Below are 9,389 nucleotides of genomic sequence, written 5' to 3'. Positions count from 1 at the left end.
CTGCCGCTTTATTTAAGTGCTGGAAACACATAAATCAAAGAAATCTTCAAAATATTGCAGCTTAAAGATAATGAACCGATTTGTATAGCGATGAACAAAAAAGGAAGTGTATCGTGCATTATGACACACCTCCTTTTTGCATACCGAAAAAGTTTCTGAGATAATCAATTATTCTCCGGGCGCAGGGTACGCACGACGGTGCCCGTTTGCCACATCTCGCTTTCGCGGAGGGCTTTCAGCTCGGCTTCGAGTTTTTCGCGATAATCGGGTTGTGAATTGCTGTCGATGGAGCGCTGCGCTTCATTTCCGCTTGCTACTTCCTTGTACAGTTTTTCGAAGACGGGCTTGGTGGCGTCGTGGAAAGGGGTCATCCAGTCGAGTGCGCCGCGCTGGGCGGTGGTGGAGCAGTTGGCGTACATCCAGTCCATTCCTTTTTCGGCAAAAAGGGGCATGAGCGACTGGGTCAGTTCTTCGACCGTCTCGTTAAAGGCTTCCGAAGGGGTGTGACCGTTTTCGCGCAGCACCTCGTATTGTGCCAGCAGCAGCCCCTGAATGGCGCCCATCAGCGTGCCGCGCTCGCCGGTCAGGTCGGAATAGACTTCGCGCTTGAAGTCGGTTTCAAAAAGATAGCCCGATCCTACGCCGATGCCGAGTGCGATGACGCGCTCATACGCTTTGCCGGTAGCATCCTGGAAGATGGCGTAGGAGGAGTTGAGGCCGCGCCCTTCGAGGAACATGCGCCGGAGCGATGTGCCCGACCCTTTCGGAGCTACAAGAATCACGTCGATATTGGCCGGCGGGATAATGCCGGTGCGTTCTTTGTAGGTGATGCCGAAGCCGTGCGAGAAGTAAAGCGCCTTGCCGGCCGTCAGATGCGGCTTGATGCGCGGCCATACTTCAATCTGGGCTGCGTCGGAGAGCAGGTACTGAACGATGGTAGCGCGTGCGCACGCCTCTTCGATCTCGAAAAGCGTTTCGCCGGGTACCCACCCGTCGGCCACGGCTTTGTCCCACGTTTTGCCGCCTTTGCGCTGTCCTACAATCACGTTGAAACCGTTGTCGCGCAGGTTGAGCGACTGTCCCGGCCCTTGCACACCGTAACCGATCACGGCGATAGTTTCGTTCTTCAATACATCCTGAGCCTTGCTCAGCGGAAATTCGTTGCGGGTGACTACGTTTTCTTCTACCCCGCCAAAATTCATTTTTGCCATTGTTCTACGTTTTAAATTATTGCTGTGTATAGTTTCTTTCTTCCTGATCTCTTTCCCGCTCTTTTTCGCGTTTGAGCAACATATCGCTCAGTCGCTCGACGGGCGACTTGGTGATCGCAATTCGTCCGGAGCGAATAAACTGCAACACGCCGACCGTTTCGGCCAGCTCGTTGAAGAGCGCCTGGGTCTCGGCATAATGTCCCGCTTTGAGAAACACCACGCAGTCTTTCGAGATCTCCAGCACGCGGATGTTGTATTTGCGGATGAAATATTCGACCGAGCCGTGTTCCATGACTTTTTCCGTAGCCAGTTTGTACAGCGCCAGCTCCTGATGTACCAGTTCGCTGTCGGTGTTGTAGTACGACTTCAGGATGTCCACCCGTTTGTCGATCTGGCGTACCAGCTTTTTCATCGATTCGTCGCACGAGGCGTAGGCCGTGATCGTAAACTTATGGATCCCTTTGATGGCCGAGGGCGAGACCGACAGCGTCTCGATATTGATCTGCCGCCGTGTAAAGATGGAGGTAATCTGGTTGAGGACTCCCACCGTATTTTCGGAGAAGATGGTGATGGTGTATAATCTTTTTTCTTCCATACTGTTCTGTGTTTGTAGGCTGTGAACCGATTGTTTTATATTGTATGTCCGTTTCCGATCAGAATATCCGTTACGCATCCGCCGGCCGGTACCATGGGATAGACCATTCCTTTCGTTTCCACCACGACTTCGAGCAGATAGGCGCCCTTGTGGGCGAGCATTTCGGCGATGGCGCCGTCCAACTCTTGGCGCTCCGTAACCTTCCGCCCTTTGATGCCGTAGGCGTCGGCTATCTTGATGAAATCAGGGTTTTTGAGATGCGTCTCGGAGTAGCGCTCGTCGAAAAAGAGCTCCTGCCATTGGCGCACCATGCCCAGAAAGTTGTTGTTGAGCAGAATAATCTTTACGTCGATGTGGTGTTCCATGATGGCGCCCAGCTCTTCGATGGTCATCTGGAAGCCGCCGTCGCCCACGAAGATGCACACCGTCCGATCCGGCGCACCGTACTTGGCGCCGATGCCCGCCGGAAGTCCGAAACCCATCGTTCCCAGTCCGCCTGAGGTAACCATGCTTCGCGAGCGCGTATATTTGAAATAACGGGTCGCCATCATCTGATGTTGTCCCACGTCGGTTACACAAATGGCGCTATTGTGGGTGGCTTCCGTTACCTTATTCACGACTTCGCCCATTTTTATGGCGCCTCCGTTCCGGGGGAACAATTCTTCCTGAATCACGCAGTCGTATTCCTTTTCGGCATACGGCTTGAAACTCGACAACCACGCCTCGTGCGTTTGTTTTCCGAGCAGCTGCGTTACCATCGGAAGCGTCTGTCGGGCGTCGCCCAATACCTTGACGGTCGTTTTAACGTTCTTGTCCATCTCGGCCGGGTCGATGTCGAAATGAATCACCTGCGCCTGCTTGGCGTACGTTTTCAGATCGCCCGTAACGCGGTCGTCGAAACGCATGCCGATGGCGATAAGCACATCGCACTCGTTCGTTTTCATATTGGGCGCGATGTTCCCGTGCATCCCCAGCATGCCGCAATTGAGCGGATGGCCGGAAGGCATGGCCGACAGCCCGAGGATGGTCGACGCAAACGGGATACCGCCTTTTTCGAGAAACGCGCGCAGCTCTTCCTCGGCACGACCGAGCAGGACACCCTGCCCCACCAAGGCGAAAGGTTTTTGGGCTGCATTAATCAGTTCGGCCGCCTTCCGTATCTTTTCTTCTTCGGGATAGGGTACCGGCTGATAGCTGCGGAGGAAGTCGGTCTTCCGATACGAAAAAGGGCATCGGTTGATCTGTGCGTCTTTGGCGATATCGAGTACCACAGGCCCCGGCCGGCCGCTCGACGCAATGTAGAAGGCCCGCGCTACCGCCCACGGAATATCTTCCGCCCTCCGTATCTGGTAGTTCCATTTCGTGATGGGCAGCGTGACACCAATCACGTCGGCCTCCTGAAAGGCATCGGTACCCAGCAGTCCCGACGCCACTTGTCCGGAAATGACGACCAGCGGGGTGCTGTCCATCATGGCATCGGTAATGCCCGTGATGGCGTTCGTAGCGCCCGGCCCCGATGTAACGAGCGCCACGCCCGTTTTCTGCGATACGCGCGCATAGCCTTGTGCCGCATGTACGGCGCCCTGCTCGTGGCGTACCAGAATATGTTTGATCTCTTTTTTATGGTCGTACAAGGCGTCGAAAACGGGCATGATGGCTCCGCCCGGGTATCCGAACATCACCTCGACGCCTTCGGCAATCAGGGAGCGAATCAGCGCTTCGCTGCCCGAAAGAACCTCCGTCTCTGCCGGGGGGGATGGAATGATTGATTCCGAATGATTTGCTTTGCTCATATTTGTTTGTTTTCAGATGATTATACTATGCTTTGTCGTGTTTGAGGATTCTCACGGCGCCCAGATCGGCCGAGCTTACGAAATGCGCATACATCTGCAGCGCTTTGGAGACGCTTCTGTTGCGCTTCGGCTGGAAATCTTCCTGTGCGCGCCGTTTTTCCAGTTCGGTTTCCGACAAGCGCACGTCGATGATGCGACGGGGGATATCTATGTCGATGATGTCGCCATCGCGTACGAGTCCGATCGCGCCTCCGGCCGCCGCCTCCGGCGAGATATGTCCAATGGACAATCCGGAGGTGCCGCCCGAGAAACGTCCGTCGGTAATCAGGGCGCACGCTTTGCCGAGGTGCCGGGCTTTGATGTAGGAGGTCGGATAGAGCATCTCCTGCATGCCCGGGCCGCCCTTCGGACCTTCGTACACGATCACGACCACATCGCCCGCCTGCACCTTACCGTTCAGGATGCCTTCGCAGGCCTCTTCCTGCGAATGAAAGACCCGCGCCGTTCCGCTGAACCTCCAGATGCTCTCGTCCACACCGGCGGTTTTCACCACGCAACCGTTGCGGGCAATGTTGCCTTTGAGGATTGCCAGTCCGCCGTCTTTGGTGTAGGCGTGCGCCATGTCGCGGATGCAGCCGTTGCTGCGATCGGTATCGAGCGTCGCGAACCGTGCGTGTTGCGACCCCATCACCAGGTTCCGGCGGTTTCCGGGGGCCGACGAATAGATTGCGTGCGCCTCTTCCGACGGATGATTCTTCCGAATGTCGTATCGCCTGATGGCTTCGGCCAGGGTCGTGCCGTCGGCGCGATGTACGGACGTATCGACCAATCCGCCTTTTGCCAGTTCGTTCATGATGCCGAGGATGCCACCCGCGCGGTTTACGTCCTGAATATGGTATTTCTTCGTGTTGGGAGCTACTTTGCAGAGGCAGGGCACGCGGCGCGACAGCATGTCGATGTCGTCCATCGAGAAATCGATTTGTGCCTCCTGCGCAATGGCCAGCAGGTGCAGGATCGTATTCGTCGAGCCGCCCATGGCGATATCGAGCGTCATGGCGTTGAGGAAGGCCTGCCGTGTAGCGATGCTGCGGGGCAGCACGCTCTCGTCGCCGTCGAAATAGTAGCGGTTGGCATTTTCCACAATTTGGCGAGCGGCTTTCACAAACAACGCCTTGCGGTTGGCGTGCGTGGCGACGATCGTTCCGTTGCCGGGCAACGCCAGCCCGATGGCTTCGTTCAGGCAGTTCATGGAGTTGGCGGTGAACATGCCCGAGCAGGAGCCACACGTAGGACAAGCCAACCGTTCGAGTTCCGCCACCCGTTCGTCGGAAACGGAGACATCGGCCGATTCGATCATCGCGTCCACCAGATCCACCTGTTCGTCGCCGATCTTACCGGCCTCCATCGGTCCGCCCGACACGAAGATGGCCGGGATATTCAGCCGCATCGCAGCCATAAGCATGCCGGGGGTGATTTTGTCGCAGTTGCTGATGCAGACCATCGCGTCGGCTTTGTGGGCGTTCACCATATACTCTACCGAGTCGGCAATCAGGTCGCGCGAAGGAAGGGAGTAAAGCATCCCGTCGTGCCCCATGGCAATGCCGTCGTCGATGGCTATCGTATTGAATTCGGCCGCAAAACAGCCCAGTTGCTCGATTTCGGTTTTTACCCACTGCCCGACTTCGTGCAGATGCACGTGTCCGGGCACGAACTGCGTAAACGAGTTGACTACCGCGATGATGGGCTTGCCCATCTGTTCGCGTGTCATGCCGTTGGCGTGCCACAAGGCGCGCGCGCCGGCCATGCGGCGTCCCTGCGTAGAGGTGGCGCTGTTCAGTTGTTTATTCATGCCTCTTCTGCGATGTATCGGGTTATCCACTCGCCTACCTCGCTTGTGGTGTAGGCTTTTCCGCCGTCGGCAATGTCTTCGGTTACGATGCCCGCACCGATGGACGCGTTTACCGCGCGACGGATCACCGCGCCTTCCTCCATCCGGTCGAAACCGTATTCGAACATGAGCGCGGCCGAGAGAATCATGGCCAGCGGATTGGCGATGTTCTTGCCTGCCGCCTGCGGATACGACCCGTGAATCGGTTCGAAGAGCGACGTGTGCAGTCCGATCGAAGCCGAAGGCAACAGCCCGAGCGATCCGGTGATGACCGAGGCCTCATCGGTGAGGATATCGCCGAAAAGGTTTTCGGTAACGAGCACGTCGAAACTCTTCGGCCACTGGATGATGCGCATGGCGGCATTGTCCACGAAGAGGTAATCGGTTTCGATGTCGGGGTACTGCGGGGCGATCTCTTGCGCGATTTGCCGCCACAGGCGGGACGTAGCGATCACGTTCGCCTTATCCACCACGGTTACTTTCCTGCGCCGCTGGGCGGCAAATTTGTAGGCCAGATGCAGGATGCGTTCTACCTCTTCGCGGGTGTAAACGCACGTGTCGTAGGCCGTATTGCCGTCTTCGCTCCGTCCCTGCGGACGACCGAAGTACATGCCGCCGGTAAGCTCGCGGATGCATACGAAATCGGCTCCGGACACGAGGTCGGCGCGGAGCGGCGATTTGTGCACCAGCGAAGGGAAAGTCATCACGGGGCGGATGTTTCCGTACAGTCCCAACTGCTTGCGCATGCGAAGCAAACCCTGCTCGGGACGTACCTTGGCGTTGGGATCGTTGTCGAATTTGGGATGGCCGATCGCCCCGAAAAGCACTGCGTCGGACTCCATGCACAGCGCATGCGTCTCTAGCGGATAGGGGTCGCCCACGGCATCGATGGCACATGCGCCTGCAAGAGCCTCCCGATACGATAATTGATGCCCGAACAGGTCGCAAACGGCCTGCGTTACGTGCAACGCCTGCGCCATGATTTCGGGGCCTATGCCGTCGCCGGCTAATACTGCTATATTGATTTTCATTGTGTTATAGAATTGCTGATATCTGATTTTTTTACTTCTTATTATTTCCGTTTTTTCTCCCTACGGCAACAGCATATAGTTGATGGCAGGGATATTGCCTTTCTCAATCATGTTGAGCATCTTCATGGTCGCTTTGATGGCCGCAGCCGTCTGATCAACGTCCAGCCCTCTTGTTTTGAAAACTTTTCCGTCGAACTTCCAAGTGATAATCGTTTGCACGTAAGCATTCGTCTTTCCGCCCGGAGGGATGACTACCACATAATCGAGCAGCTCAGGCGTCGGCTTGTCGAGCTTCTTGTAAATCTTGTACATGGCTTTTGAAAACGCGTGATATTGCCCTTCGCCCGCGGCCGACTGTTCGTAGACCTGCCCTCCGATGGAGAGTTTCACGGTGGCCGTAGGACGCATCCCTTCGGTAAGCATCAGCGAATAGTTGAGTATCTCGATGCTCTGATTCTCAACTCCGTTTTTCAGGATGTCGGAGATGATGTAGGGCAACTCGTCGGGGCTGACCAGTTCTTTCTTATCACCCAATTCGATGATGTGGGCGGTTATTTTTTTCGCCGCGTCGTCGTCCACCTCGATGCCCAAGGCTTCAAGGTTCTTGAGGATATTGGCCTTGCCCGAATTCTTTCCCAGCGCATATTCGCGCGAACGTCCGAAGCGCTCCGGCGCCAGATCGTTGAAATAGAGGTTTTTCTTTTTGTCGCCGTCGGCATGCACGCCGGCAACCTGCGTGAACACGTTGTCGCCGATGACCGGTTTGTTGTTCGGAATGCGCACGCCGGAATAGCTCTCCACCACTTTGCTCACGCCGTAGAGTTTGTCTTCGGCAATGTTCGTTTTGAGTTTCAACTGGTCGTGGATCAGTGCCGTTACGCTGGTAATCGGCGCATTTCCGGCGCGTTCGCCCAAACCGTTCACGGTTACATGCACGCCGTGCACACCGGCTTTCACCGCTTCGAAAACGTTGGCCACCGCCAGATCGTAATCGTTGTGGGCATGAAAATCGAAGTGCAGATCGAGATAGCGGTTCACCATCGTTTCACAGAACTCTTTTGTCTCCGACGGATTTAAGACGCCCAGGGTGTCGGGCAGCATATATCGGGCGATGGGCTGGTGGCGGAGCTCGTCCATCATTTCGAAGACGTAGGCTTGCGAGTCGCGCATCCCGTTCGACCAGTCTTCAAGGTAGATGTTTACGGTCATGTCGCGGCTTTTGGCATCGGCAATGACCGATGTGATATCGGCCAGATGCTCCTTGACGGTCTTCCGGAGTTGATGCCTGCAATGATTCTCAGAGCCTTTGCAGAGGAGGTTCACTACCTTGCATCCGGCAGTGGCGATCCAGTCGAGAGAGGCACTTCCGTCTACGAACCCGAGAATTTCAATCCGGTCGAGCTGTCCGTTTTTCTTTGCCCATTGGGCGATTTTTTGCACCGACGCGAATTCCCCCTCCGAGACGCGCGCCGAGGCAATTTCTACCCGGTCGACGCGGAGCTCTTCGAGGAGCAGACGAACGATGCTCACTTTCTCTTCGGCCGCGAACGAGACGCCCGAGGTCTGCTCGCCGTCGCGCAGCGTGGTGTCCATGATTTCGATTCTCCTCGACGAGAATTCGAAAGGTTGTGAATGATTCATTGTTGTCATTGTTTTTATGCTTATTCGTCAGGATTGCGAATGTTTCAATAATTTATCGGGTTGTCCGACATGATAAAAGAGAGGCATGATGGCTCAACCCCTGTTTTTTTGTTACGGTTCTCTTTACCGACAGAAAACGGTGTACTCCAAACTCCTTCCATCGTTTTAAAATTTATAAGCTTTCCTTTCCCACTCTTCCGTCAACGATTGGTTGCTTAACAGGAAATCGATGTCGTCGAGTCCTTTCAGCAGACACTCCTTTTTATACGAGTTGATCTCGAACGATTCCGACGTGCCGGTCTCGTTGTTCTGGATGGTTTGCTCCTCTAGATTGACCGTAACCGTTGCTTTCGGGTTGTTGTGGATCGACGCGAAGAGTTCGCTCAGGAAGCCTTCGCTCGTTACCACCGGCAGAATGCCGTTGTTGAGCGCGTTGTTCCGGAAAATATCGGCGAAGAAACTCGATACGACGACCTTGAATCCGTAACCCGCAATAGCCCATGCGGCATGTTCGCGGCTGCTGCCGCTTCCGAAGTTCTTGCCCGCCACCAGCACCTGACCGGAATAGGTGGGATTGTTGAGTACGAAGTCGGACTTCGGGCTACCGTCTTTGTGGTAACGCCAGTCGGCGAACAGGTTGTTGCCGAAACCTTCGCGCGTGGTCGCTTTCAGGAAGCGCGCCGGGATAATCTGGTCTGTGTCCACGTTCTCGATGGGAAGCGGAACACAGGTGGATGTAAGTGTTTGAAATTTGTCCATGAGTCTTGTTTGAACGCAAATTGCACAAAAAACGCAAATTCACGCAAGTCCTTTTTTGTATTATAAAAATTTTCTCTGATTTGAATATACTTTCCTTTTAAAAGTGGCTTTACGGCCGAAATTCAGCAAACAACCAACTTCTATTTCTGTTGCCTTCAGATAATTGATTAATTGAGCTTCGTGTGCCGGATCAATGTTCTCGCACGTTTTTAGTTCGAGTATGATGCAGTCTTCAACCAATAGATCGGCAAAATAATCTCCTACCACACGTCCGTCGTGGTACACTTTTATGTTTTTCTCCACTTCGCATTTCAGTCCTAAATCGGTCAATGCAAAATACATCGCATTCTTATAGACTCTCTCAAGAAAGCCGTATCCTAAGTCGTTGTAAACACGATAGAATTGGGTGATAATAATGTTTACGAGTTCTTTAGGAACCGAAGCAGGAGCGTTCTCTTGTGTTACCATGTT

8 protein-coding genes are annotated in these 9,389 nt (G+C 54.7%); all 8 read right to left on the bottom strand.

Annotated elements, in window-relative coordinates; all coding sequences use genetic code 11:
• Window positions 1-164 precede the first annotated feature (164 nt).
• On the bottom strand, window positions 165-1,211 hold the full coding sequence (ilvC, locus tag Q4A89_RS02590; protein ID WP_303183534.1) for a ketol-acid reductoisomerase: 1,047 nt from the start codon (window positions 1,209-1,211) through the stop codon (window positions 165-167).
• Window positions 1,212-1,227: 16 nt separating this feature from the next.
• A complete protein-coding gene (gene ilvN / locus Q4A89_RS02585; protein WP_303183533.1) occupies window positions 1,228-1,806 on the bottom strand; it encodes an acetolactate synthase small subunit in 579 nt (192 codons plus the stop codon).
• 35 nt (window positions 1,807-1,841) lie between these two features.
• Window positions 1,842-3,599, bottom strand: coding sequence for a biosynthetic-type acetolactate synthase large subunit (ilvB, locus tag Q4A89_RS02580; protein WP_303183531.1), 1,758 nt, complete (start codon window positions 3,597-3,599; stop codon window positions 1,842-1,844).
• Window positions 3,600-3,624: 25 nt separating this feature from the next.
• Window positions 3,625-5,448, bottom strand: a complete 1,824-nt coding sequence (gene ilvD, locus Q4A89_RS02575; protein WP_303183530.1) for a dihydroxy-acid dehydratase — start codon at window positions 5,446-5,448, stop codon at window positions 3,625-3,627.
• Window positions 5,445-6,518 carry a 3-isopropylmalate dehydrogenase gene (gene leuB / locus Q4A89_RS02570; RefSeq protein WP_303183528.1) on the bottom strand — a complete coding sequence of 358 codons (1,074 nt, stop codon included), beginning with the start codon at window positions 6,516-6,518 and terminating at the stop codon, window positions 5,445-5,447. Before leuB ends, ilvD begins: the two co-directional genes overlap by 4 nt.
• A gap of 60 nt (window positions 6,519-6,578) precedes the next feature.
• Complete coding sequence (locus Q4A89_RS02565) at window positions 6,579-8,159, bottom strand: alpha-isopropylmalate synthase regulatory domain-containing protein (protein WP_303183527.1); 1,581 nt, start codon at window positions 8,157-8,159, stop codon at window positions 6,579-6,581.
• Between the two features lie 165 nt (window positions 8,160-8,324).
• Window positions 8,325-8,918: a 3-isopropylmalate dehydratase small subunit gene (gene leuD / locus Q4A89_RS02560; RefSeq protein WP_303183526.1), complete on the bottom strand. Its 594-nt coding sequence runs from the start codon at window positions 8,916-8,918 to the stop codon at window positions 8,325-8,327.
• A gap of 60 nt (window positions 8,919-8,978) precedes the next feature.
• Window positions 8,979-9,386: a GxxExxY protein gene (locus Q4A89_RS02555; RefSeq protein WP_303183524.1), complete on the bottom strand. Its 408-nt coding sequence runs from the start codon at window positions 9,384-9,386 to the stop codon at window positions 8,979-8,981.
• Window positions 9,387-9,389: the final 3 nt, after the last annotated feature.

Source organism: Tannerella sp. (assembly GCF_030528505.1).
Classification (GTDB): Bacteria; Bacteroidota; Bacteroidia; order Bacteroidales; family Tannerellaceae; genus Tannerella.
This window is presented reverse-complemented; position numbering and strand designations above follow the sequence as displayed.